This is a genomic window from Brucella pituitosa (genome assembly GCF_003049685.1).
GTDB lineage: Bacteria > Pseudomonadota > Alphaproteobacteria > Rhizobiales > Rhizobiaceae > Brucella > Brucella pituitosa.
In genome coordinates this window covers 1,289,794-1,313,532 of the sequence record NZ_PYSY02000002.1, presented here as the reverse complement: position 1 = coordinate 1,313,532, position 23,739 = coordinate 1,289,794, and the positions used below count along the sequence as shown (strand labels likewise).

Genomic DNA, 23,739 nt, shown 5'->3' with positions numbered 1-23,739 from the left:
CCTCCCAACGTCTATTGCCGCGTACTGCGTGTCAATTCGGAGTAAAAATTGCGTAGTGAACAATCTATTCTTCAAATATCCATAGCAGTTACTATTTTTGTTGCAGGCTTTGGCGTCGTCTTTGGCCTTTTGTCTGGTTCATTTTCTATTGTCTTTGACGGTGTTTACATGTTTGCAGATGCTGCCATGAGCGGGCTTGCACTTGTTGTTGCCCGGTTAATTGCACTGTCTGCACTACCAAAGCCTCCAAGCGGAAAATTGCGTGATCGCTTCACCATGGGTTTCTGGCATCTTGAACCTATGGTTCTGGGCCTTAATGGCATTATGCTGACCGGCGTTGCAATATATGCGCTTATCAATGCCATCGGCAGTCTGATGCATGGCGGTCGTGATCTCGAATTCAGTTACGCGATCTTCTATGCCGTCGTTGCTCTTATTGCCTGCCTCGGCATGGCCTGGCTTGAAACCCGTGCCAACCGCAAGCTCAAATCCGATTTCATTGCGCTGGATACCAAAGCCTGGATCATGTCAGGCGGTATTACCGCAGCACTGCTCATCGCCTTCCTGATAGGCTACGCCATTCAGGGAACTCAGTTCCATTGGATAACGCCGTATATCGACCCTGCTGTGCTGGCCCTCGTCTGTATCGCCATCATTCCGATGCCGATTGGGACGATCAAACAGGCACTGGCGGACATGTTGCTTGTGACACCTATCGATCTCAAGCAGCATGTGGATCAGGTCGCAAAGCACGTCGTGGAGCGCAACGGCTTCAAGTCTTATCGTGCCTATGTCGCCAAGGTCGGGCGTGGCAAGCAGATAGAACTCTACTTCATCGTGCCACCCGATCAGCCCGCAAGAAAGCTCGAAGAATGGGATGCTTTGCGTGACGAAATCGGCGATGCGCTTGGCGGCGAAGGCCCTGATCGCTGGCTGACGATTGCGTTTACCACCGATGTGGAATGGGCCGTTTAGAGCATTTCCAGCAAAAGTGCGTAGCGTTTTTGCGTTCGGAAATGCGTAAAAGCAAATGACTAGAGCGGCATCCCACTTTTCGGGATGCGCTCCAGCGGCCTATTTTCACCAGCCATTATTCAGTACGCTGGCGTCGTTTCGTCATCAGCATGGGTGCATATTCGAGAACATACAGCCCGAAAGCCAGCATCCATAAGAGTGCTGAAGCGGCCAGGAAAGTGTGGAAGAAATTCGGCATCATCTCCGCAAAAGGACGGGTCAGAGCTGAAAGGATCAGACAGAGATAGGCAATCTGGGTTGTGGGCGAAGCCACCAGTTCACGACCCGTATGACCACGGGTTGCGCGGGTCATCACCGCCAGCATCATGCAGCCGATGACGCCCACCGTCATGACATGCAGCGCCGAAAAAGGGTTGAGCTGTTCAAGTGCTGCCAGCGATATGGCGACAAAACCCGCAGGCACAAAGAGATAGGCAATGTGCAGGATGAGCACGAGCTTGTCTTTCGCCACGCTCCATCCGCGCCAACGATATAGCCGCACAAGATGCAGGACCGCTGCAATGATTGCGATGATAGCGGTCAATGAATGTTCAGGCGCAGCAATCCAGCTCACGCATGCAATGGCACCGACCAGAATGGCGAAGCCATCATAGCGATTGAACGGCACCGGAAAGCGCTTGGCGCCCATGCGATTAAGCCAGTTGCGCGTGAAGCTTGGAATAATCCGTCCGCCGATCAGCATCACCAACAAGACATAAGCACTGACACCGGCGCGATTGGCAGCGGCAATATCGCCATTCGTGATCGCCAGATAGTGGAAACAAAAATTGGCCAGCATGACAATGGAGACGCCAATCAGGACCTTAAGGTTCTTCCACTGATGACCGGCAATGATTTCTCGTGAGGCGATAAACAGAAGCAAAGGCAGAAAGAGACTTTCGATACCGATTGCAGCATAGAGATTAACAAAGTCGGGAACCAGAAAGACCAGTCGTCCAGCAAGCCAGACACCGAAAAGCAGGGCAAGCGACGTTCCTGAAACGGGCAGACGGCCAGTCCAGTTGGGGACAGCAGTCAAAAGAAATCCGGCGAGAATTGCCGATGAGAAGCCAAACACCATCTCATGAGCGTGCCAGTTGAGCGCACCATAAGCGCCGCCAACCGACAGGCCGAATGTGAGAGAGAGTATCCAGAGCAGCATGGCCAGAACGGCCCATATTGCCCCACCCAGAAAGAACGGGCGAAATCCATAGCTGAAGATTGCCGGGCCGGTCTTTTTGTAACCGCGGGCAATCGCGCCACGGCGTTCGGGAGGCGTTGCTGTGGGGGCTGTTTGGGCAATTGAGGCTGCGGGGGTGGCCAGCAGGCCTTCCTTTATTGTCATGACGTCCTCATCATGGAACCGCAGCCAGAGCGCAATTTATTCTGATCAAGCATATCTGCGCTCTAGCGGTAGGGGGATTTATGCAGCACCGCTGCATATTTGAAGCCCATTATTTCGCGCTGGCAATGGCCTTTTCGAGACGCGCCTGAACGGGCTTTGGCTTTTTGGCAGCAACGATCTCTTCAAGATTGGCCGGATTGTCACCGACAACGATCAGAGCGACCATGCCCATGGCGTAATGCGGCGTGCACTTGACGAAATACGCACCTGGCTCAGTGACGGACAGAACATAGTTCTCGTTGATCTTGCTTTTAAACTTTTCCGCAGCTGCGGGGATCATGTCCTTGATCGACTCGACATTGTGTCCCTTGTCGACTGGAACGAAGGTAATCGTGTCACCGGGATTGGCTTTGATGTAGGCAGGCTCAAAAACCATTGCACCTTCAGCACCCTTATTGAGCATGTGAACCTCAATATTCTCGGCCAAAGCGGGAGCAGCCATCGCAAAGCAAAGTCCGAATGCTGCGAACGGGATAGCAAACTTACGCATCTAATTTCATCTCCATAGGCCGGTTTCTGCGGCATCACGATGGTGCCCGAAGAACCGCGCTGATGGAGATTTAGACCGACTCTCTTTCAATCTCTTTGATTGGGATCAAACACATTTAATATAGTTGATTATGACAGTCAGATATCACGATAAGCCTGACTATTGGACGGCTCCCGATCACGAAATGATACTGATTTGCGTTGACTTGCGAGATGCTGCTTCGGCAAATTCTCGAAATTGTACGCCAGAATGAGCGTGACCCGCACGCAACACCATGCGTAAAACCCGGATTTCACACAAATTGGTCGTTCTCATTAGCACAATGATTTCAGCTCCTTGCGATGTGTTTCAAAACACGCCTGCAAATGTGATCGCCATTTGTGTTGACTATTAACACTTCGTTAACCACAGTTTGTTGCAATCTGTTACAAAGCGTTACAATCGCAGTGGCAGGCCATATCGATACGAGGTGCATATTGGAAACAACACGGCAGATAAATCAGCAATCCTTGCAGCCAAGGAACAGCTCTGCCGTGTCCCAGATGACATCTTTCTGGGGCCTTATGCGCGCCTACTGGGTATCCGAACGCTGGAAGGAAGCCTGGAGCCTCACGATTGCCATCTTCATCTTCACAGCCTTTATCAGCAAGACCACCGTTTGGGTGGCCGAAGCCTCCGGCTTGCTGATGAACTCAATCGTCAATGTCAAAAGTGCACCGGTTCAAAATCCGCTGATGGCGATTGCCATGAATGCAGGCATTTTGATCCTGCTGATGCTGGCCAAGGATGTGATGCTGGTCGGCTTTCGGCACCTCCTGTCCACGACATTGCATCGCAAATGGCGCAAGTGGCTTAACGACAGCTTCTCCAGCGCTCTGCTTGATAGCAATCACACGCATTTTCATCTGCAGCAGGGGAAAGGCGCAAACCTTCCCGACAATGTCGACCAGCGTTTGCAGGAATCCATCAAAGGCATGACGGGCGGGGCCATTGGCCTTGTCATGGGTGTTGTCGGCGTGGTGCTTTCCGCATTTTTTGTCGGGCAGAAGCTGCTCGAAATCTCCACCGAAGTAACCGGGTTGGAATTCCTTGGCTCCTATGGCGGTGCCATTCTCGCCTTCACGGCAATCATTATTTATGTACCGATTGGCACGCTGATCGCGATCAAGATCGGCCGTCAGCTTGAACGCCTCAACCTCGGCATGCAGAAAGCAGAAGGCTCCTATCGTGGTGAGTGGACGACACTTCTGCGTCGCAGCTTCCAGATTTCGGCTTCTGAAGGCGAAGCTGTGCAGCGTTCCGTCAACAAGCGTCTTTACAAGGATGTTGATGGCACATGGAACAAGCTCAATCGTTTCGATGCCGCCTATCTCGCCTTCTCACAGGCCTATGGCTTCATGTCGAACCGGATCATCGCTTATATTCCGGGCCTCGTGCCCTATATGAGCGGCGCTGTCAGCTTCCGCAATTATGTTACAGGCGCTGAGCTTGTAGCCGCCATGATCAATGACTGCTCGTGGTTCATTCAGGTCATGCCAGCGATTGCCAATCTGCGCGCCAATGCCGGTCGCGTTACAGGTCTTGCGCAAGCTATCGACAATGTTCAGGAACCGAGCGAGTTTTACGCAAGTTCTGGCGTCAACCGCTTCACCTTCTCCAAGCAGCATCCTCGTTTTGGTCTTTCTGTTCGCAACCTCACGCTGATGCAGGGACCTGACAGTGAAGCACCTTTCCTGCGTTCCGGTGTGATCAATATCCGCAGCGGTGACTGGGTCTATATGCGCGGTGAATCCGGTTCAGGTAAAACCTCTTTCATCAAGGCGCTCAACGGGCTTTGGGCTTATGGCACTGGCGATATCATCTATCCGCAGAAGGCTAAGTCGGTTTATGCGCCGCAGGAAGCCAAGTTTCCGTCCGTGTCGCTCAAGCAGCTTGTCTGCCTCCCGGATGACGCGAACGACTTCAACGATCTGTCTATCGCTGTGGTTCTCCATGAAGCAGGGCTTGGCGAATTTATCGAACGCATGAACGATCCAGATGCCGACGGCTCTCCATGGGACATGGTGCTTTCAGGCGGACAGAAGCAGAAGCTGGTGCTGGCGCGCATCCTGCTGCACAAGCCTGCAATCATCTATCTTGATGAAGCTACAGGCGCGCTTGACCCTGCATCAAAACTGCGTTTTCACACCGCACTCAAGACACGTTGCCCCGACGCCATCGTCATCAGCATCATGCATGAAGAAAAGCTGCCGACACTGGAAAACGGCGAAAGCGTCTATTCGCATGTTCTTGAAATCCGCAATGGCTATCTCTCGCTGCGTCCAACCCATTTCACGATCGACGCGGGCGTTGCCATGGTTGCCGCTGAATAGCTGCCAGCAGAAGATTTGAGAAAACAAAGCTAAAAACGATCTGCCTTTGAGAAGCGGATTTCTTGTTCAGCCAAATAAGCCGGGTCATCATGGTGGGATGGATTACACAAGCTATGTTTATATCGCGATAGCCTTGCTTCCCTTCATTGTCTGGGGATCGATTATTGTTGCCCTGTCCAGTGAAAGCCAAGCCAGACGACAAAACCGGTCCGGGGCCTATAAAGGCCCCGAACGAGAACCTGCAACGGAAATCGCTATCATTCCTTATGGGCTGATTTTTCCACTTTATTACAGCTATCCGTCAGACAAGCGCAACTTCGGCTAAAGCGTGTCGCATTTTATCATATCCATGTGACACGCTTTAAGTCTTTGTTTTCAAGCATGTCTTTATCCCAAAACCGGTTCCCACTTTTGGGCGACATGCTATAGAGTAGTTCAGTCATAACTGTAACCACCATGCGAGCGATTACAGGCTTGGCTGGTGTGGCGGTTCTGACTAAGGTCGAGCACAAACAAACTGACAAAGTGAGAATGTGCTTGAATAGAATATTGCTGGAAGTCTGTGTCGATGATGCGGAAGGCTTGGCCGCCGCAATCGAAGGCGGCGCTGATCGTATCGAGCTCTGCTCGGCACTTGCCATTGGCGGACTGACGCCATCCATTGGCCTCATGCAGCTCTCCGCAAAAGCTCCTATTCCGATCATGGTGATGATACGCCCACGCGCGGGAAGCTTCATCTGGACCGAAGTTGAATTGGAGATCATGGAAGCCGAGATTGCGGCAGCACGCACCCTTGGCCTCGCCGGTGTGGTGATTGGCGCCAATCTGCCCGATGGCAGACTCGACCAATCTGCGCTCCAACGACTGGTCAAAGCAGCGGATGGCCTTGATATCGCGCTACACCGCTCAATCGATCTGACACCAGATGCCGTGGAAGCGGTGCAAATTGCCAAACGACTTGGCATTAGCCGCATTCTCTCTTCCGGTGGTGCACAAAAAGCCATATCCGGTCTGGAAAGATTGGCGACGATGCAAAAAGTAGCCGGAGACGAGATCGTCATCATGCCAGGCTCTGGCGTTAATATCGACACGCTACCCACAATCCTTGCGGCCCTGCCAGATATCACCGAAATCCACGCGTCATGTAGTGCACCGCTGACTGCCGATCCGACATTGTTGCATTTCGGCTTCGCCGCTCCCGGTGCCACCCGAACAGCCGCGGGCAAAGTCGCAGAATTGCGCGCAACACTTCAGCGCAGCTAACAAAATTTACGTTTAAATAGACATTTGGAACGCAATATTTGTGTTGAAGTAAAAAATTCTTTCAAATAAAAAACTGGCGCAGAAGCATGTCACCCAAAACTGGGAACACGTTTTGGGAAGGGTATGAGTTGCAACCGACCGAGGATCTCTATCAGACTGTGCAGGCTGCGGCACCGGACCTCACTCCGAAGCTGCGCGGCATATGCCGGTTGATCGAAACTGATCCGGTCGGCTTTATCCGCTCCACGGCGCGCGAGTTGTGCAACCAGCTCGGCACGTCGGAGCCGACCCTTATCCGTTTCTGTCAGCGCTTTGGCTATGCCGGTCTTGCCGATTTTCGTATCGATCTCGCTTTGTCGCTTGCCCAAAAACCTGCCCTCACACCATTTGGCGTTGAATCCAATCCGGTTGATCGACGCGCGGTTAACTTCGACGCCAAGGATATGATCGGGCGTAAGGCAGTTCACCTGCTTGAAGGCGATACGTCTGTACTCTTTGACAATGGTTCCAGCGCTGAACGTCTTGCAGCGCATCTTGGCAATCTTGCGCCGCTTGTCATCATGACCCGCAGTCTTGATGTCGCGCAAACTGTGCTCAGCCACAAGCAGCATCAGGTGATGCTGACCGGTGGCAGCATTCGCCGCGAAACCATGTCCGTGACCGGACGACTGGTTGATGCAGCTCTCTCTGAAATGCGTTTCGACACTTTCGTCATGGGTGCCGACAGTGTCGATCCGGAAACCGGCGTCAGCACATTTCTTGAAGACGAAGCCCATCAGAACCGTGCAATGATTGAGGCTTCGGGCCGCGTTATTGTGCTGGCCGACAAGACCAAATTCAGCAAACCACGACTGCATCGTATTTGCGCAATGGATCGGATCTCAGCAATCGTGACCGATCTTGAGCCGAACCATGAAATAGCCAACCGCATCCGCGAACGTGGCGTGCGTGTCATCAGTACTCAAGAGGACGGCGTTAATGACTAAGCTGGAAACAAGCCACACCTGGCAGGAAATTCATGCGCAGCCGGGTATCTGGCAGGCATGGGCAGAGCCGCTTGCCGCGCAGTCGGCTGAAATCCGTGAATGGATCGCCGCCAAGGGCATCAAACATATCGTGTTCAGTGGTGCAGGCACGTCGGCCTTTATCGGTCAGGCCTTGGCCTCGGCAAAGACTGGCGCAATTTCACTGGCAGCTATTGCGACCACCGATATCGTTTCCAATCCGTCTGAAACGCTTTCCGACGATGCAGAACTCCTCGTCGTGCAGTTTGGCCGTAGCGGCAACAGCTCGGAAACCATCGCAACGCTTGACCTGCTGGATGAGCATTTCCCTAAAGTCCATCGCCTCAACATCACCTGCAATGGTGAAAGCGCATTGGCCGTCCGTCCGGCAAAAGGTCCGGGTGAACAACGTGTCATTGTGTTGCCTGAAGCAACCCATGATCGTGCCTTTGCTATGACTTCGAGTTATACCACCATGCTTCTGTCGGCGCTCGCCTGCATCGACGATACGGCTGATGTGAGCGCAAAACTTGGCCACCTTTCGGCTGCAGCTGCAAAGGCAATCGCCCAGCTTGACGCAACTCCCGCACCGCATCCTGAACGGGCCATTTTCCTTGGTTCGGGTGCACTGACCGGCGTCGCACGTGAAAGCGCGCTCAAGGTGCTGGAGCTGACCGCAGGGCAGGTCATGACCAATTGGGACAGCACGCTTGGCTTCCGTCACGGCCCGAAGGCTTCAGTCGTTGGCAACACTCGCGTCGTGGTCTTCATCCATCCGGATCAGCATACCGCACGCTACGATCTCGATATCGCGCATGAAATCGCTCAGCAGTTCCCGCTCACAACGGTTACAACTGTTGGCGGTGAAGGCTGTGACCTGCCGCTTGAGCTGACTGGTGCCAATCATCGGGGTGACAGCCGTTGGGATGCTGTGCTTTATGTGCTTTTGGCGCAAATCTGGTCTGCCCGCTGGTCAGCGGAACTCGATCTCAACATCGACAATCCATTTATCGATCAAGGCAACCTGACACGTGTCGTTTCCGGGGTTAAGATTTACCCCTTTAAAGCATGAAGCATGAGGTCAGCATGATCTGCGGCGCCATTGATCTGGGCGGCACCAAAATTGAGGGCCGCCTGTTCGACGCGAATATGGAAACCGTTCGGACGCGACGGATTCCGACACCTATCGGCGATTTTGAAGCCTTTATCGATGGGCTTTCGACGCAGATTGAATGGCTGATCGAAACTGCAGACAATCCGAAACTGCCTGTTGGTATAAGCCTGCCCGGCTGGATCGATCCAGCCACTGGCCACGGCTTTGCCTCCAATATTCCGATCACCGGTCGTGATGTGGGTGCAGCACTCTTGGCGCGCTTTGGACGCAGCTTCCCGCTGATGAACGACTGTATGGCTTTCGCTTATTCGGAAGTGCATGGCGGCGCAGGCGAAGGCGGCGACGTTGTGATTGGTCTCATTGTCGGCACCGGCATGGGTGCTGGACTTGTGATTAATGGCGATATTCCGCCGCGCTATAATGGCCTGGCACTGGAAATCGGTCATACGGGCATGCCAGCACGTATTTTAAGCCAGCAGAACCTGCCCTTGATCCCTTGCGGTTGCGGCAAGACGGGCTGCATGGAGCGCTACGTTTCCGGCACAGGTCTTGCCGATATTGCAAAGATCAAACTTGGCGAGACAATTTCCAATCAGGAACTGACACTGCGTGCATCTAACGGGGACGCTGCGGCAGAACAGGTTCTCGATGACTGGGCCGAACTGATGGCGGAATCGCTTCTGACCATGCAGATGGTTGTCGACCCCGATTGCATTGTGCTTGGTGGCGGTCTTTCCAACATGGATGGCGTCTCCGAACGCGTATCGAAAGCATTCGAAAAGCAAAAGCTTGGTCCAACCCGCATACCCGCCATCAGGACTGCACGTTTCGGCGACAGTTCGGGTGCACGCGGCGTTGCGCTTTACGCCCTCAACAAGGCAGGAGCACGCCAATGAACCGTCTTGTCGCCCCCGATTATGTGTTTCTGAACGGACAGCTTCAGACTGGTCTCGTGGCCGAGATCGGCACTGCGGCTATCCACCGCCTGCGTCCGCGCAAATCGAATGAGACCCCGGACTTGACGCCACATGTCCTGATGCCTGCCTGCATTGATTTGCAGGTCAATGGTGCGGGCGGCGTCATGCTGAATTCGGACACCAGCGCGAAAGGCATTGCGCATATCATTACGACGCTGCGCAAACGCGGCACCGGCTGGGTACTTCCGACGCTGATCACCTGTGAACCGGAGCGTATCATTCAGGCGGCTCATGCCGCCGTCGAATGCAAGGAAATGGACGGCTTCTTCGGCCTGCATATCGAAGGCCCGCATTTGAATCCTGTCCGCAAGGGCACGCATCGGGTCGAATTCATCCGCCCTATGGATGCATCCACGCTTGAAGCGTTGAAAATTCTGCGCAAGGCCGATGTGCCGGTGATGCTCACGCTTGCGCCCGAAATGGTGCCAAGCGACACCATTCGCCAGATCGTCGATATGGGTGTAGTCGTTTCGGCAGGCCATACCAATGGCACGACCGCTGAGGCAAAAGCAGGGCTTGAAGCCGGCATCAGCTGCTTTACCCATCTCTACAATGCCATGCCGCCAATGACCTCGCGTGAGCCGGGCGTGGTTGGCACTGCAATTGGCAGCGACGCTTTCATCGGCATCATTGTCGACGGACATCATGTGACATGGGAAATGGTCGGCATTGCATGGCGTGCACGGCCAAAGCGTGACCACATGTTCCTTGTATCTGACGCCATGTCCACAATTGGGGGGCCGGATCATTTCGAGCTTTACGGCGAACAAATCGAAGTGCGCGATGGCGCACTCGTCAATGCAGCCGGTTCTCTTGCAGGCGCCCATATCGATATGGTTGGCTGTCTTGCCAATCTGGTTCAGCAAGTCGGTGTGCCGCTTGAAGAGGCCATCCGCGCGGCTTGCGTCGTGCCCGCCGATGTGATGGGACGCGCTGCACCAAACCTTGGCTCTGGAACGCCCCTGCCCGAGCTTCTCGCTCTCGACAAGGATTTGAAGCGCATTTCCCTCTGAAACCAAACCGCATCCCGAAAAGTGTGAAGCGGTTTTCGGAAAAGAGGCGCAAGAAACCCGCGCCTCTCATTGAAATCTAGACCTTCAGGCTGTCCTTAGCCAGATTATGGAAGAAGGATACGCCGCGCTCCAGTATTTCATCATTGAAATTATACTTCGACGTATGCAAGCCGGAGCTTTCGCCATTTCCGATCAGGAGATAGGCACCAGCAGTCTTTTCCAGCATGAAGGAAAAGTCTTCGCTGCCCATGAATGGCTTATCCAGTTCTTCAAAAGCATCTTGGCCATAATGCTGCGTCACCGTGGCCTTCGCCTGCTCGAATGCGGCCGCATCATTGATGGTTGCCGGGTAGCCGGTCATCCAATCGAAACTGACATCAGCACCATAGCTTGCCGCCTGCATCTTTGCCACCTGCTCGACCTTATCGCGCAAAGTTTTGCGGATAGCCGGATCCGTCGCACGCATCGAGATTTCAAGCTTGGCCGTATCGGGAATAACGTTGCACACTGCACCGGAATTAAATGCGCCAACTGTGATGACACTTGCCTGATGCGGCGAAACATTACGGGCGACGATTGTTTGCAAAGCCATCACGATGCTTGAGGCCACAATGATCGGATCAACGGTTTTTTCCGGTTCTGCCCCGTGCCCGCCGCTGCCCTTGACCGTCAGCGTCAGAGCATCGATGGACGCCGCAATCGGACCGGCCTTCGAGGCAAACTTGCCAGCTTGAAGACCCGGCCAGTTATGCAGGGCAAAAACCTGATCGCAAGGAAAGCGCTCGAACAGCCCTTCCTCAATCATGATCTGCGCACCACCGAAGTTTTCTTCGGCAGGCTGGAAGATGAAATGAACGGTTCCCGAAAAATCCTGATCCTGCGCAAGCGACCACGCAGCACCCAGCAGCATTGCCGTATGGCCATCATGGCCACACGCATGCATCTTGCCTGCGTTCCTGCTCGCATAAGGCAGGCCAGTTTCTTCCAGAATTGGCAGCGCATCAAAATCAGCGCGGAAACCGATGGAACGGTTTGAATTGCCACGGCGCAAAGAGGCAACGATGCCAGTCTTCGCAAGGCCACGACTTAACTCATAGCCCCATTTTTCGAGCGTCGAGGCGATATAATCGGAAGTCTCAACTTCCTCCAGGCCCAGCTCCGGAATACTATGCAGATGTCTGCGGATAGCTTTCAGTTCATCGCCGAATGCACTCAGTTTATTGTCCGTCATGATCTCCCCCTCAACTCATATGCAGGAACTGGCGCAAACGCGGTGACTGCGGATTGCGCATCACGATATCAGGCGAACCGCGCTCTTCAACCAGTCCCTGATGCAGAAAGATGACTTCGCTCGAAATTTCGCGTGCCAGCGCCATTTCATGCGTCACCATCACCATTGTCCGGCCTTCTTTGGCAAGCTTTTTGATAACCTGCAGCACTTCCGTCACAAGCTCTGGATCAAGTGCGGAAGTCGGTTCGTCGAACAGCATCACTTCAGGCTTCATTGCGAGCGCGCGCGCTATCGCGGCACGTTGCTGCTGACCACCGGAAAGCTGGCTCGGATACTGATCGCGCTTAGGCGTGATGCCCACCTTTTCCATCAGAACTTCGGCCTCGGCCAGCGCCTCCGCCTTCGACATGCCCAGAACATGGATCGGTCCTTCGATGATATTCTCAAGGATGGTGCGATGAGACCAGAGATTGAAGCTCTGAAAAACCATGCCGAGACGAGTGCGGATATGTTCAAGCTGACGCGGGTCGGCGGCATGCGATTTTCCATCGCGCCCGATCTTGGTGCGGATCACTTCACCCGCAACCGCGATCTCGCCTTCATCCGGTGTTTCCAGATAGTTGATGCAGCGCAGCAATGTACTCTTCCCAGAACCACTGCTGCCGATCAGCGATATGACATCGCCTTTCTTCGCTTCAAAGGAGATGCCTTTGAGAACTTCGACGCCTGCGAAGCTCTTGTGAATATTTTTGACGGCCAGTGCCATGGAAGTCATTTTGAATTGCTCCTGAAACAGATCAGACCATCGAGGCGCGTGAGCCACTCATGCGCCGTTCGACCCCGTTCATGATCCGGGTGAGGATGAACACAACTGTGAAATAGAGAATGCCTGCCGCGATCAGCGGCTCAAAGATCGACAAGGAACTGCGCTGTAATGCGCGTGCGGTTCCCATCACTTCCATGATCGTGATTGTGGAAGCGAGCGAGGTGGATTTGAGCAGGATGATCAGATCGCTGGTCAGAACCGGCATACAATGACGGAAGGCCAGCGGCAGGGTGATGCGGCGCAAAATCTTGAACCGGCTCATGCCGATGGAAAGTGCCGCTTCAATCTGACCGCGCGGAATCGACTTGATAGCGCCGCGAATAACCTCGGCATTATAAGCACCCTGATTGAGGCTCAGCGCAAACACCGCATACCAAAGACCATCACGCATATATGGCCAGAGGAAGCTGTGTCTGACCCATGTGCCCGGCAGGATCTGCCCAAGCCCGTAATAGATCAGATAAAGCTGAACCAGAAGCGGCGTGCCACGGAAAATGAACGTGTAGACAAAAGCCGGCCATTTCAGAATGCGGCTGTTTGAAAGCCGTGCCAGCGCGCTAAGCGTACCGAAAATGAGACCAATAACACCTGCGGTCGCCGTCAAAAGCAGCGTAAGCGGCATTGCCTTGATGAGAGGCGGTAGGAACTCAACGATTTTTGTAATCGTTTCCATTATCCGTGCCCCCGGCTAAGGCGCTTTTCAAGCTGCGCAATCACAATGACCGAGACCAGCGTGATCGCCAGAAACAGGAATGCCGTGAGGCCATAAAAGAAGATGTACTGCTTGGTGGAGGCAGCTGCACGATAGCCGGTGTAAAGGAGTTCATGGAACGAACCCAACACCGATATGATCGCGCTTTCCTTGGTGATCGATAACCACAGATTGCCGATGCCGGGCACCGCATGACGCATCATTTGCGGGAAGGTGACGCGGGTGAATATCTGGCGTCTGCGCATTCCGATGGAGAGAGCAGCTTCGATCTGACCGCGTGGAATGGCAAGATAGGAAGCGCGCAGCACTTCCGTCATGAACGCACCATTGACGAAAGCCAGTGCAATGATCGCAGCCCAGAAGGCGCTGAACTGGAAATCGTTTCCAACAAGGCCTGTTGCTTTCAGAAGGTGTTCGGCACCCGTCGCAACGGAGAAATACAACAGCAGGATAACGAGCAGTTCAGGCAGGGCGCGAACCACAGTCGTATAAAAATCTGCGATCGCTTTTGTATAGCGATTACGCGAAAGCTTACCGGAGGCACCAGTGAGCCCGAAAAGAAACGAGACTGCGAATGCTACGGCCGAGACCTGCAAGGTCATCATAAGCCCATGCGCGAACTCGTCTCCCCAGCCCTCACTTCCCCAGGCCAACAGTTGCCAATAAGAATCCATGCAGATTAATCCGATCAAAAAAGCCCAGCGCTTTATAGAACGACTGCTCGGTACAACTCTTATGAGCTGCGGTCTGCTACCGTTCCATTTTATGAAAAGCGCAAAGCATTTTGTGAAATGTGGAGGTCACAGCACCTCGATGAGCGAACGCCGCTGGCGGCGTTCGCATTGGATCGAGTTACTTCTTCTCAAAAATCCACTTGTCGACCAGCGACTTGAGAGTGCCGTCCTTGTCGAGTTCAGCAAGGGCTGCATCGACTTTTTCAAGCGTTGCTGTGTCGCCCTTACGAACTGCATAGGCGACGCCTTCGCCCAGTACGACGCTCTTAGGCGTCACGAGCTTGACCTCGTAGTCTTCGCCCTGCGACGTCTTCAGGAAGTTCTGAACGAAAAGATCTGGTGCCAGAACATAATCGACGCGACCCGCAACCAGATCGGCAACCGAGTTATCAGCCGTGTCATAGCTCTTGATCGAAACATCTGGCAGATACTTGGTCATATAAGCCGACTGGACACTCGATGTCTGGACACCGACGATCTTGCCTGAGAGCGCTGCCTGATCAACGACTTCACCGGAACCGTCGCTTGCTGCGACAGTGCCAACCTTATCTGTATCCGACTTGGCGCCAGCGACGACCGTACCTTCAGTGTAGTACGGCGTGCTGAAATCGACGACCTTACGGCGTTCATCAGTCACGGAGAAAGCACCGATGATGAAATCGACCTTGTTTTCGGTGAGCGACGGAATGAGACCGTCCCATGCCATCGACTTGAATTCGCACTTGTCTGCGAGCTTTTCGCACAAAGCGCGTGAAAGGTCTGCTTCCAGCCCTTCCCATTCACCAGCCGCATTGACCTGCGTGAAAGGCATATAAGGCTCTGGCGTCATACCCAGACGAAGCTTTCCTTCAGCCTGAGCAGCACCGCTGGCCAATACAGCAAGTGCGATCGCACCAGCAATTTTCCCTTTAAAATCCACCATGTTCCCGTTCTCCTTATATTTTTGTTGGCTTGCCTGTAATGATAGCAAGCACAGGGAATGCGCATACAAAAACGGCTCAGGAGCGGATGCCCCTGAGCCGTCAGAATTACTTGCGATACCAGCGAAGCGACATGCAGGAGAGGCCAGCATCGATCTTGCCGATCTCCGTGGTCTTGAGCGGAACCACGTTATAACCGCTCTTCTCCAGCAACTCGATGGTGCGTGGGAAATCGGAGCCAACCATCACGACGTCATTGACGCGCAGCGCATTGGCAGCAGCTTCTTCACCTTCTGGAACGATCAGCTGGCGAAGACCAGAAAATACGCCGGACTTCGCGAGACGGCTCGTGGAAAGAACGGTTTCTTCATCGACCAGCGAGCAGTCGGTTTTGAAATGAAGGACGCCTTCAGGGGTCGAGACAACCTCACCCTTGCGACCAATCTTATCGAGGCTGGCGATAAGTGCTGCTGCGCCCGCTTTGTCGGTACGGGCGGAAAGGCCGATCATGACACTCTTCTGTGTCGTCAGAACGTCGCCGCCATCAGCAAAGCCTGGTTCCGGCAGTTCAACAACCGTATCAAACATCTGGCGCAGCGTCGGTTCGATGACAGCTGTTTCACCAACGCGCGTAAGCGCACCTGGACGGAGCAGAATTGCACCTTCGGTGAAGACGAGTGCCGGGTCTTCGACGAAAATGGAATCTGGGAAATCTTCAAGTGCTGGAAGGATCGTAACCTCTACGCCTGCGGCGCGCATGGCAGCGATATAAGCATCGTGCTCAGCCTTCACGCCTTCATAGGTCGGGTTGCCGGTATCCAGCGCGCGAAGGCCATTTACCACCGAGCGCGAAGGTTCACGGACGATGATCGAATTAAACTCATAAACGGGTCTGTTAGAAGACATGAAAGGTTACCCTCAATTTAGCTGGAGCCTATCTACCCGGCTCTTGTTGTTGCGTAAAGCAAATGTGTGCCGTTTGTTGTGCGGCGTGAGAGATGAATGCCTGCGAGCATGCAGCGTACCGATCCACCTGCCAGCTCAATCGTCGGCACAGCGAAAGGCAAAAGCTTTGCAGTCTGCTCGATTGTCTCGATCTGGGCTTTGCTTAAAGCGGCAAAAGCGCGGGCAGAAAGGGCCAGAACGCGGCCATCCCGGCCTTCAAGCTCAATGGCATTACCGGCAAATTCGCCGATCTGTTCAGCGGTGAGATGAATAACTGTGCGGCCTGTTTCCTGCAGGCGATCGACGATCTCCTGACGACGGGCCGGATCGGTAATCATATCGGTGCCGACCAACGCGTAATCAGTGCCAATGCACATCAGAACATTGGTGTGATAAATCGGCTTGCCTGACGAATCGAGCGCATCGAATACCATCGGCTCAAAATTGAAATGCGTGCAGAAACGCTCAAGCGCAACTTCGTTGGTGCGGTTGGAGCGGGCTGCATAGGCAACACGTCCAATATGGTCGAGCACCATGGCACCCGTGCCTTCGAGATAGAAGTGATCGCGCTCGAGACCCGAATAATCAATGACATCCTGAACGCGATAATCACGCTTCAACATTTCGATGACGTCGGGACGACGTTCTTTCTGACGGCTTTCCGAGAACATCGGATAAATAGCGACATGTCCGCCCGAATGGGTGGAAAACCAGTTATTTGGAAAAACGGAATCAGGCAGCGCGTGGGTTTCGTCTTCAAAGAGATGCACCGTCACGCCCGCATCGGCCAATCCCTCGGCCATGTCCGTCACTTCGTCGAAGGCTGCTTTTGCAACCATCTCAGCAGAGCGGCGCTCATCAACGGACTGAAACGCATTGTCCTTTGCGGTCTGCGCATTGGGGGTGAAGTGGTGCGGTCGGATCATAACGACCGATTTTGGGCTCTGGACAGATGGTCCGCTCATTCTCAGACTATTCTCACTGCTAAAGCATGCCGCAAAAGACATGCGTAAAAACAAAGATGTAAAGCGCCTATCGCTTCACCAACGGAAACGAATTCAGCAAGAATTTGAGTTGCTCTATCAGGCCACTTTGTCGGCTCTCAAACATGCTCACACTCTCCTCCATCAGCACTTCGAGAAGCAGAGTAAGATGGCATAAAGTCAGTTAAAACTGTAAAACTGCTGGGTCATTTGTAAAAATTCTGGCAATTTGCACAGTCAGAATGTAAAAAATGCTATGCATATTTTTGATGAACTGGATCATAAACTCATTGCCATTCTGCGGGAGGACGGACGCGCGCCGCTTTCGAAACTGGCTACAATCCTTGGCGTTTCACGCGGCACAGTTCAGGTACGGCTCGACCGCCTGCTCGAAACAGGTGCCGCACTTGGCTTCACGATCCGGGTTCGGCAGGATTACGATGATGGTGTGGTGCACGCGATCATGTTGATTGAGGTGCAAGGCCGATCAACGACCAAAGTCATCAAGCTCTTGCGCGGACTGCCGCAGATACGCACCCTGCATACGACCAATGGATCGTGGGATCTGGTGGCAGAAATCCATGCGGAAAGCCTTCATGAGTTCGATCGCGTCTTGCGCGAAGTGCGAACAATCGAAGGCGTGCTGAACAGTGAAACCAGCATCCTGCTCAGCAGCGTATAAAAGGGCCGGTGGTTCCCGCCACCGGCCTTGCCAATAATCAGGCCGCTTTTTTCAGTGCCTTTTCACACCGGAGCAGCATACCGTAGAGATCGCGCGGCTCATCCGGGTCAGCAAGCATGTCGAGTTCGACATAGAGACCTGTTTCCTGCAGTTTGCTGCGCACATAACGCAGCGCAGAAAAATCTTCGATTGCGAAACCGACACTGTCAAACAAGGTAATGGCACGGTCTGATGCACGGCCTGCAACAGCACCCGTGATAACTTCCCATAGTTCCTTGACCGGATAATCGGCTTCAAGCTGCTGGATTTCACCTTCAATGCGGGTCTGCGGCGGGTACTCGACAAAAATGTCGGAGCGCAACAGGATATCCTTGTTGAGCTCAGTCTTGCCAGGGCAATCGCCGCCAACTGCGTTGATATGCACGCCGGGTCCAACCATGTTGTCGCTCAGAATGGTCGCATATTGCTTGTCGGCTGTGACAGTCGTGATGATGTCGGCACCTTCAACGGCTTCCTGCGAAGTGGCGTGGATCGTAATCGAAAGGCCATTGTCGCTCAGATTGCGTGCGCAACGTTCACTTGCCGAGCGATCAATATCAAACAGACGCAGATTTTCGATCCCCAGAATAGCTTTGAACGCCAGCGCCTGAAACTCGCTCTGTGCGCCATTGCCAATAATCGTCATGGTCTTTGAATCAGGTCGGGCAAGATGTTTCGCAGCAACCGCCGACATAGCCGCCGTGCGCAATGCCGTCAGGATCGTCATTTCGGTCAGCAGCATTGGATAGCCATTGCCAACATCGGCCAGCACACCAAAGGCGGTGACGGTCTGGCGACCTTCCCTGGTGTTCTTCGGATGGCCGTTCACATATTTGAAGCCATAAAGCGTGCCATCGCTCGTTGGCATCAACTCGATGACGCCTTCATCAGAATGCGAAGCGACGCGCGGCGTCTTGTCGAACTGCTCCCAACGGCGGAAATCTTCCTCGATCACCTCGGCCAGCTCCTTGAGGAAGGTTTCGACACCCACGGTGAGCACGAGCTTCATCATGTGATCGACACTGACGAAGGGAACAATGTTCAGCTTTTCATTGGTCATTGATATGAACCTTTATCCAACATATTTCAGCAGAGCGCTGCTGGCTCAGGCCTTGGTTACGAGGAAATTTTCCGCGATCATCGAAACGATCTGCGGCAACACTTCAAAGGCATAAGGCGCGTGTACGCGCTCCAGCTTCTGATGGAACTCACGTCCCCATGGGCCGATATTAACCACCGGAAAACGCAAAGCGTCGCCCGCTGGATGATCGACAAGGCGGGCAACAGGTGTATTGTTCGACACGATGTCCTGACCAAGCGTTGCCTGCCCCAGGAAGCTCATGTCTGAGATGCCCTGGAAATGCGGCTTCCAGACAAGCGACTGATCCGGGAAGGCCGCAAAAGTCTGCATCGTTGTGTCGATAGCCTGCTTAAAAGCGCGATCATTGGCCTGAGCATCGTCGAGATGGCTTGCCGGATAATGCAGACCTGCAAAACCAACCACAACTGCCGGACCTGACAGATGCGCAACGCCGACAAGCCACTCGGTCAACTGACGGCTGACCGATAGCGGATTGTCGATATCGGCAAGACGCTTTTCCTGCGCACTGTAAAGCGCTTCAAACTGTTCACCAGCAACAACGGCAGCCATTGCACGCAACTGCTCGAAAGTGATGAGCTTTGGTGCAGCCGGAATTGCGCCTGCACGCTTGCCGATCAACTGGCCGAAAGCTTCTGATTGTGCTGCAAAGCGTTCGACAGCCTCTTTCGCGCCCGCCAGCACTTCATTTTGGAAACGGCTGAACAGCTCGTCGGCAGTCATGGCGTGGTAAAGCCAGTTAAGTGCGATCCAGAAGCGCTCCGGCGTCGTCACTTCATAGCCATCGCGGAGGTCTTTCGCCTCAAGGCAGATCGGTGGCGGCGAGATATCATTTTCATCGCGATCGGCAAGCGCTGCATTGCCTTCAAAGCGCGCCAGAATGCTAGCGGCCATCGCCTGCGCGCTGACACCTTCATAAGGATAGCTTGCATGGGAACTCAATCCGATAACCAGCGCAAAGGGCAGCAGCTTTCCGATGGTCCCAGCATAAACCGCACGACCTTCTTTTCCGTCGCCCTGATCGGACGTCACGTCGAGATTGATCGCTGCCGAGATTTCAATGTCGAAATCACGGGCAATCGTCGGCAGCGCGTTGCGCATTGAGCGCATGCCGCGGCTTTCGCGCTCTTCGTCCGGTGTGAAAACCAGCAGCAGATTGCCGCTGCGATCCGGGTCAGCCGCGAATTTCTCCGCGCATGCAATGCCCACGGCAAGACCGCTTTTCATATCAAGCAAGCCACGACCGGGAAGGAAATCGCCGCTGAGCAAATCTTCAAGCGCGCGTTCTTCCTGAGCGGAACGGGCGCGCTTCGACAGATCCTTGATAAGCGCATCTTTGAGGTTGCGGCTGTCGCATGCAAGCGACTTCAGCTCGTGATAATTATCAGTCGCGACCGTATCGAAATGGCCTGCGAGTGCAAGCGTGCGTTTGCCGTTACCACGGACCAGCGCGACCACATTATGCGTCAGCGGATCGCCATGGCTGGCAACGGTGCGAATATTGTCCGGGTTTTGCTGGAAATATGGAATTTCCTTCAACAAGCCAACGAGACGCTCGGAAAATTCGGCTTCACCGGGAGTGCCGGTTTCGCTGCTCCAACCGACCATGCGCAGGGCCAGCTCTTCGACATGCTGCGCATTAATATGGTTGTGCGCCGTCGTTACGGCGTTTTGCGCGCCGTTTGAAACATTCGCAGTCATGAAATCTAATCTCCGTCGATTAGAGCGTATTCCGAGATGATAGAAATACGCTGCAGAATATAAGTATTACGATGCCGTTCGCGTTGGATCAGGCGACTAGTGCGAAAGATGTTTTCTCAAGAAGGCTCGGGTCCGTTCCTCGGTTGGATTGGACAGAACCTGCTGCGGCACACCCTGTTCAACCACCACACCACCGTCCATGAACATCACATGATCGGAGACTTCCGCCGCAAAGCGCATTTCATGCGTTACGATCAACATGGTCATGTGCTCATTTGCGAGCTGCTTCATGACCTGATTGACTTCCTCAACTAGCTCCGGATCGAGCGCAGAGGTTGCTTCATCAAAAAGCATGACCTTGGGCTGCATCGCCAGAGCGCGAGCAATCGCAACGCGCTGCTTCTGACCGCCGGAAAGACGTGCCGGATAGGCGTTGCCCTTGTCGACAAGACCGACCTTGGCGAGCAGATTGTTGGCGCGTTCCAATGCATCGGCTCGTGACAGGCCCTTAAGCTTCATCGGTCCGACCATGATGTTCTGCAGAACCGTCAAATGCGGAAAGAGGTTAAACTGCTGGAAAACCATCCCCATTTCCTGACGGATATGGTTGATGTGTTTTTCAAAAGCGCGGCCTTTAAGCGGGCGATTGACCTGATGCCCATCAAGCCAGATTTCACCGCTTGATGTTTCTTCCAGCATGTTGATCGAACGCAAAAGCGTGCTTTTACCTGATCCGCTGGGGCCGATAATGGAAACGATCTTGCCTCGCGCGACGGTCAGGTCGATGCCTTTCAGCACCTCATGCTCGCCATAGGATTTCCTGATCTGACGCAACTCGATCATGGGGGTCTGTGTGTTCATCGGATAGCTTCCGCTTTCTTGGCCGCTTTGCTCAAACCCCATTCCATCAAGAGATTGACGAGGTAATAGAGTACGGCTGCAACGAAGTAGAACTCAAAGGGGCGATAGGTCTCGCTGATGGCGCGTTGCGCATTCAACACCAGTTCTGTGATGCCGAGCACGGAGAGGACGGCTGTGTCCTTGAGCAGAATGATGCTGTTATTGCCAACCTGCGGCAGAGCCGTGAGGATCGCCTGCGGGATAATGAAATAGCGTAGCGATGCACCATGGCCGAAGCCGAGCGACCGGGCGGCTTCCATCTGTCCTTCGTCGACAGTCTCAAGCGATGCACGGAAAATATCGGCATTATAGGCCGCATAATGCATACCAAGACCGAACACGCCGGTCCAGAATGCCGGCACCATGATCCCGATCTGCGAAAGGCCATAATAGAGCAGATAGAGCTGCAACAGCAGGGGCGTTCCCATGAAAAGGAAAACAACACCACGCACAGGCAGGCTGATAATTTTGGGCGCATGAAGCGTGATGATCGCGATCAGAATACCGAGCACAATGCTGATCACACCCGCAAGTATGGTTATCAGAACGGTCCAGAGCAGACCGATCAGCATCAGTTCGAGATAAGACGGAACAACGGTGAAATCCAGGCTCATGCTTCCGCCCTCCTGTCAGCATTGAAAAAGATTTCAAAACCGCGGATGATCAGTGAAATGATAGCGATGATGACGATGTAAGCGGCACCGGCAATCGCAAAAACCTCAAATGGCTTGTATGTCGAAGTGACAAAGCGCTGAGCGGTATAGGTCAGTTCAACCACGCCGATTGTCGAGACGAGCGCGGTGCTCTTGGTCAGGATGACCGTATTAACGCCAAGCGAACGGATCATCAGCGGAGCCGCCTGCGGCAGGATGAAAAGCCGCATGGTCCCGGCCCTGCCAAAGCCCAGCGAACGCGCCGCTTCATTCTGGCCTTTATCGACCGCCAGAATTGCTCCGCGCATCCCTTCAGACATATAGGCGCCGATGTTGAAGCCCATCGTGATGACACCCGCCACAAACGGGGTAAATTCAAAACCAAACTGCGGGCCGCCAAAAAACACAAGGAACAGCTGCACCAGAAGCGGTGTACCGCGCATGATGCTGATATAGCCGATAGCGATCCAGCGAATAGGCGCATAGCGCGAGAAGCGCGCCATGACGAGAAGGCTGGCAATAACGAGGCCAATCAGCAGCGATACGATAGTCAGTTGGACTGTGATCCAGGCCGATTCAACAATGAAGGGAAAAATCCGCCCGATAAGTGCGATATCCATCCTTCAACCTTTCTGCTCCATCAGGAAAACATCTCCTATGGCGCATATGTCTCTCAGCCAAAGGGCTGGTGAGAAGCTGTAAAGCAGAGTTTAGGGACTATTGATCAGATAAGGGCAGCTCACTTTGCTGCCCTCACCCGAAACAGTTCGAATTAGCGGATATCCGCACCAATCCATTTTTCAGAAATGGCCTTATATGTGCCATCAGCCATCATATCGTCGAGCGCCTTCTGCATGGCAGCCTGAAGCTCCGGATTGTTCTTGCGAACCGCAATACCGATATCGTAACGCGGCAGCTGATCGTCCTTCACCTGTTCAATCGGCGCATTGCTCTTGCCTATTGCGACAAGCACAGGAACGTCATCGGCGACAACGGCATCGATACGACCCGAACCAAGATCGAGAAGCATTTCAGGCAGGCCCTTATAGGTGCGGACTTCATATTTGCCCTGCTCACGAACCCATTTTTCAGAGGTTTCGCCCAGCGTCACACCGATTGTCTTGCCTTCCAGTTCGTTGAGCGACTTGACCGTATCACCCTTGCGAATGAACAGCGCCAGGCCCGAACGATAGTAAGGTCCGACGAAGTTGATTGCCTTCTTGCGTTCTTCCGTGATGCCCATCGAGCCAACGATCGTGTCGTAACGACCAGTCACGAGACCTGCAATGATGCCGTCCCAGGCCGTGGTAACGATTTCTGGTTCTGCCTTCAGGCGACGTGCGATTTCCGAGCCGATATCGACGTCAAAGCCGACAACCTTATTGCTCTCATCGACAAAGCTGAACGGAGGGAACACACCCGAAAGGGCAATCGTCATCTTGCCCTTGCTCTGAATCTTTTCCAGATCGTCGGCTTTGGCTGTGTTTAAGGAAACACAGATGCCAAGCGCCACAAGGGCTGTGGAAAAAAGTTTTGCAAATTTCATGTTGAAGGTTCCCCTACGAGAGCCCCGTTTTGGAGCTATATTAACGCTGTTTTCGCGACCTTGTAACCGGCCTGAACAGGGATTTGCACAATGCTCCTATCACTTCGTTCGTATTA

Annotated in this window: 24 protein-coding genes; 9 read left to right on the top strand and 15 right to left on the bottom strand. The window is 53.7% G+C overall.

Going from position 1 to position 23,739, the window contains the following annotated elements; translation table 11 throughout:
- Window positions 1-48 precede the first annotated feature (48 nt).
- Window positions 49-975 (top strand): cation diffusion facilitator family transporter, encoded by a 927-nt coding sequence (locus C9380_RS18470; protein WP_128094240.1) that lies wholly within the window; start codon window positions 49-51, stop codon window positions 973-975.
- Window positions 976-1,090: 115 nt separating this feature from the next.
- Here the strand turns inward: C9380_RS18470 and C9380_RS18465 are convergent, their stop codons facing one another.
- Window positions 1,091-2,359 carry an NnrS family protein gene (locus C9380_RS18465; RefSeq protein ID WP_100557633.1) on the bottom strand — a complete coding sequence of 423 codons (1,269 nt, stop codon included), beginning with the start codon at window positions 2,357-2,359 and terminating at the stop codon, window positions 1,091-1,093.
- A 109-nt stretch (window positions 2,360-2,468) separates the two neighbouring features.
- A complete protein-coding gene (locus tag C9380_RS18460; RefSeq protein ID WP_024895584.1) occupies window positions 2,469-2,909 on the bottom strand; it encodes a pseudoazurin in 441 nt (146 codons plus the stop codon).
- A 533-nt stretch (window positions 2,910-3,442) separates the two neighbouring features.
- Here C9380_RS18460 and C9380_RS18455 point away from each other — a divergent pair.
- From C9380_RS18455 to nagA, 7 genes are all read left to right on the top strand, one after another.
- Window positions 3,443-5,281 (top strand): ABC transporter ATP-binding protein/permease, encoded by a 1,839-nt coding sequence (locus C9380_RS18455; RefSeq protein ID WP_128094239.1) that lies wholly within the window; start codon window positions 3,443-3,445, stop codon window positions 5,279-5,281.
- Window positions 5,282-5,378: 97 nt separating this feature from the next.
- Entirely contained in the window at window positions 5,379-5,606 is a 228-nt protein-coding gene (locus tag C9380_RS18450) for a hypothetical protein (RefSeq protein WP_100558059.1), read from the top strand.
- Between the two features lie 212 nt (window positions 5,607-5,818).
- Window positions 5,819-6,544, top strand: a complete 726-nt coding sequence (locus C9380_RS18445; RefSeq protein ID WP_128094238.1) for a copper homeostasis protein CutC — start codon at window positions 5,819-5,821, stop codon at window positions 6,542-6,544.
- 86 nt (window positions 6,545-6,630) lie between these two features.
- Window positions 6,631-7,530 (top strand): DeoR/GlpR family DNA-binding transcription regulator, encoded by a 900-nt coding sequence (locus C9380_RS18440; protein WP_247877586.1) that lies wholly within the window; start codon window positions 6,631-6,633, stop codon window positions 7,528-7,530.
- Complete coding sequence (locus tag C9380_RS18435) at window positions 7,523-8,620, top strand: SIS domain-containing protein (RefSeq protein ID WP_105706583.1); 1,098 nt, start codon at window positions 7,523-7,525, stop codon at window positions 8,618-8,620. Before C9380_RS18440 ends, C9380_RS18435 begins: the two co-directional genes overlap by 8 nt.
- A gap of 14 nt (window positions 8,621-8,634) precedes the next feature.
- Complete coding sequence (locus C9380_RS18430) at window positions 8,635-9,558, top strand: ROK family protein (protein ID WP_247877587.1); 924 nt, start codon at window positions 8,635-8,637, stop codon at window positions 9,556-9,558.
- On the top strand, window positions 9,555-10,652 hold the full coding sequence (nagA, locus tag C9380_RS18425) for an N-acetylglucosamine-6-phosphate deacetylase (RefSeq protein ID WP_105706581.1): 1,098 nt from the start codon (window positions 9,555-9,557) through the stop codon (window positions 10,650-10,652). Before C9380_RS18430 ends, nagA begins: the two co-directional genes overlap by 4 nt.
- 76 nt (window positions 10,653-10,728) lie before the next feature.
- On the opposite strand, the gene C9380_RS18420 is transcribed toward nagA, so the two are convergent.
- The 7 genes from C9380_RS18420 to ctlX form a co-directional block, all read right to left on the bottom strand.
- Complete coding sequence (locus C9380_RS18420) at window positions 10,729-11,883, bottom strand: M20 aminoacylase family protein (protein WP_128094236.1); 1,155 nt, start codon at window positions 11,881-11,883, stop codon at window positions 10,729-10,731.
- A 10-nt stretch (window positions 11,884-11,893) separates the two neighbouring features.
- Window positions 11,894-12,658 carry an ABC transporter ATP-binding protein gene (locus tag C9380_RS18415; protein WP_100557626.1) on the bottom strand — a complete coding sequence of 255 codons (765 nt, stop codon included), beginning with the start codon at window positions 12,656-12,658 and terminating at the stop codon, window positions 11,894-11,896.
- Between the two features lie 22 nt (window positions 12,659-12,680).
- Window positions 12,681-13,382 carry an ABC transporter permease gene (locus C9380_RS18410; RefSeq protein ID WP_024895593.1) on the bottom strand — a complete coding sequence of 234 codons (702 nt, stop codon included), beginning with the start codon at window positions 13,380-13,382 and terminating at the stop codon, window positions 12,681-12,683.
- Window positions 13,382-14,095: an ABC transporter permease gene (locus tag C9380_RS18405; protein WP_024895594.1), complete on the bottom strand. Its 714-nt coding sequence runs from the start codon at window positions 14,093-14,095 to the stop codon at window positions 13,382-13,384. The genes C9380_RS18410 and C9380_RS18405 overlap by 1 nt, the downstream gene beginning before the upstream one ends.
- Before the next feature lie 178 nt (window positions 14,096-14,273).
- Window positions 14,274-15,077, bottom strand: a complete 804-nt coding sequence (locus C9380_RS18400) for a transporter substrate-binding domain-containing protein (protein ID WP_024895595.1) — start codon at window positions 15,075-15,077, stop codon at window positions 14,274-14,276.
- Between the two features lie 106 nt (window positions 15,078-15,183).
- Window positions 15,184-15,981 carry a dimethylarginine dimethylaminohydrolase family protein gene (locus C9380_RS18395; RefSeq protein WP_024895596.1) on the bottom strand — a complete coding sequence of 266 codons (798 nt, stop codon included), beginning with the start codon at window positions 15,979-15,981 and terminating at the stop codon, window positions 15,184-15,186.
- A 32-nt stretch (window positions 15,982-16,013) separates the two neighbouring features.
- Entirely contained in the window at window positions 16,014-16,985 is a 972-nt protein-coding gene (gene ctlX / locus C9380_RS18390) for a citrulline utilization hydrolase CtlX (protein ID WP_128094235.1), read from the bottom strand.
- Between the two features lie 274 nt (window positions 16,986-17,259).
- On the opposite strand from ctlX, the gene C9380_RS18385 reads away from it, so the two are divergent.
- Window positions 17,260-17,685, top strand: coding sequence for an Lrp/AsnC family transcriptional regulator (locus C9380_RS18385; RefSeq protein ID WP_024895598.1), 426 nt, complete (start codon window positions 17,260-17,262; stop codon window positions 17,683-17,685).
- 37 nt (window positions 17,686-17,722) lie between these two features.
- Here C9380_RS18385 and ocd read toward each other — a convergent pair whose 3' ends face one another.
- From ocd to C9380_RS18355, 6 genes are all read right to left on the bottom strand, one after another.
- Entirely contained in the window at window positions 17,723-18,784 is a 1,062-nt protein-coding gene (ocd, locus tag C9380_RS18380; protein WP_128094234.1) for an ornithine cyclodeaminase, read from the bottom strand.
- 45 nt (window positions 18,785-18,829) lie between these two features.
- Complete coding sequence (locus tag C9380_RS18375; RefSeq protein ID WP_374844446.1) at window positions 18,830-20,431, bottom strand: M20/M25/M40 family metallo-hydrolase; 1,602 nt, start codon at window positions 20,429-20,431, stop codon at window positions 18,830-18,832.
- 189 nt (window positions 20,432-20,620) lie between these two features.
- Entirely contained in the window at window positions 20,621-21,385 is a 765-nt protein-coding gene (locus C9380_RS18370; protein WP_024895601.1) for an amino acid ABC transporter ATP-binding protein, read from the bottom strand.
- Window positions 21,382-22,038, bottom strand: a complete 657-nt coding sequence (locus C9380_RS18365; protein WP_100557623.1) for an amino acid ABC transporter permease — start codon at window positions 22,036-22,038, stop codon at window positions 21,382-21,384. Before C9380_RS18365 ends, C9380_RS18370 begins: the two co-directional genes overlap by 4 nt.
- Complete coding sequence (locus tag C9380_RS18360) at window positions 22,035-22,697, bottom strand: amino acid ABC transporter permease (protein WP_128094232.1); 663 nt, start codon at window positions 22,695-22,697, stop codon at window positions 22,035-22,037. The genes C9380_RS18365 and C9380_RS18360 overlap by 4 nt, the downstream gene beginning before the upstream one ends.
- Window positions 22,698-22,849: 152 nt before the next feature.
- Window positions 22,850-23,623: an ABC transporter substrate-binding protein gene (locus C9380_RS18355; protein WP_024895604.1), complete on the bottom strand. Its 774-nt coding sequence runs from the start codon at window positions 23,621-23,623 to the stop codon at window positions 22,850-22,852.
- Between the last annotated feature and the right edge of the window lie 116 nt (window positions 23,624-23,739).